At 73.5% G+C, this 1364-nt stretch carries 1 protein-coding gene; it reads left to right on the top strand.

Going from position 1 to position 1364, the window contains the following annotated elements:
- Positions 1 to 1364 (top strand): beta-ketoacyl reductase (locus tag PUR56_RS01140; protein WP_329947464.1); only part of this gene is annotated, 1364 nt, incomplete at both ends.

Below are 1364 nucleotides of genomic sequence, written 5' to 3' on the forward strand. Positions count from 1 at the left end.
CGGCAACGCGGGTCAGGCCAACTACGCTGCCGCGAACACGTTCCTGGACGCGTACGCGTCGGAGCTGCGGTCGCGGGGTGTGCCGGCGACGTCGCTCGCCTGGGGCCTGTGGGACGCGGGGATGGGTGAGACGCTCACCGACGCGGACCGGGAGCGGATGCGGCGTGGTGGTGTCCTGCCGCTCACGGCGGAGCAGGGCCTTGCGGCCTTCGACGCCGCGCTCGGCACCGGCGAGCCGGTGGTCGCGCCTCTGGCGATCGACATCACCGCGCTGCGCAACGCTCCCGTCGTGCCGCCGATCCTGCACGGCCTCGCCCCGGCTCGGGCCGGGGCCCGAACCACGAACGGGTTCGGGCGACGGCTCGCGGCGCTGCCCCGGGCCGAACGCGACCACGCCGTGCTCGGCCTGGTCCGGACGCAGGTCGCCGAGGTGCTCGGGTTCTCCTCCGCCGACCAGGTCGGGGCCCGCCGTGCCTTCAACGAGCTGGGCTTCGACTCGCTCACCGCGGTCGAGTTGCGCAACCGCCTCGCCGCCGCGACCGGGCTGCGGCTGCCGTCCACGCTGGTCTTCGACTACCCGACGGTGGAGACCCTGGCGGGCTTCGTCTCCGGGGAAATCGCCGGCCGGGACGCCCCCACCGCGGTCGCCGCCGCGACGACCGACCCCGACGAGCCGATCGCGATCGTCGGGATGGCCTGCCGTTACCCTGGGGGCGTCGCCTCGCCGGAGGACCTGTGGGAGCTGGTGGCGTCCGGGCGGGACGGGATCGTGCCGTTCCCCGAGGACCGTGGCTGGGACGTCGAGAACCTGTACCACCCCGACCCGGACCACCCCGGTACCTCGTACACGCGGGAGGGCGGATTCCTCTACGGGGCCGCGGACTTCGATCCTGAGGTGTTCGGGATCTCGCCGCGTGAGGCGTTGGCGATGGACCCGCAGCACCGGCTGCTGCTGGAGACGTCGTGGGAGGCGTTCGAGCGGGCCGGGATCGACCCGCTGGGCCTGCGCGGTTCGCGGACCGGGGTGTTCGCGGGCGTGATGTACAACGACTACGGGCTGGTCCTCGACCGGTCCACCGACAACGCCGAGGGCTTCCTCGGCACGAGCGGCAGTGTCGCGTCGGGCCGGGTGTCGTACACCTTCGGTCTGGAGGGTCCGGCGGTCACGGTCGACACGGCGTGCTCGTCCTCGCTGGTGGCGCTGCACCTGGCGGTGCAGGCGTTGCGCAGTGGGGAGTGCGAGCTGGCGTTGGCCGGTGGCGTGACGGTGATGGCGACGCCGGGGACGTTCGTCGGGTTCTCGCGGCAGCGGGGCCTCGCGGCCGACGGTCGGTGCAAGTCCTTCGCCGAGGGCGCGGACGGTA

This window comes from Streptomyces sp. BE303 (assembly GCF_036290945.1).
Classification (GTDB): domain Bacteria; phylum Actinomycetota; class Actinomycetes; order Streptomycetales; family Streptomycetaceae; genus Kitasatospora.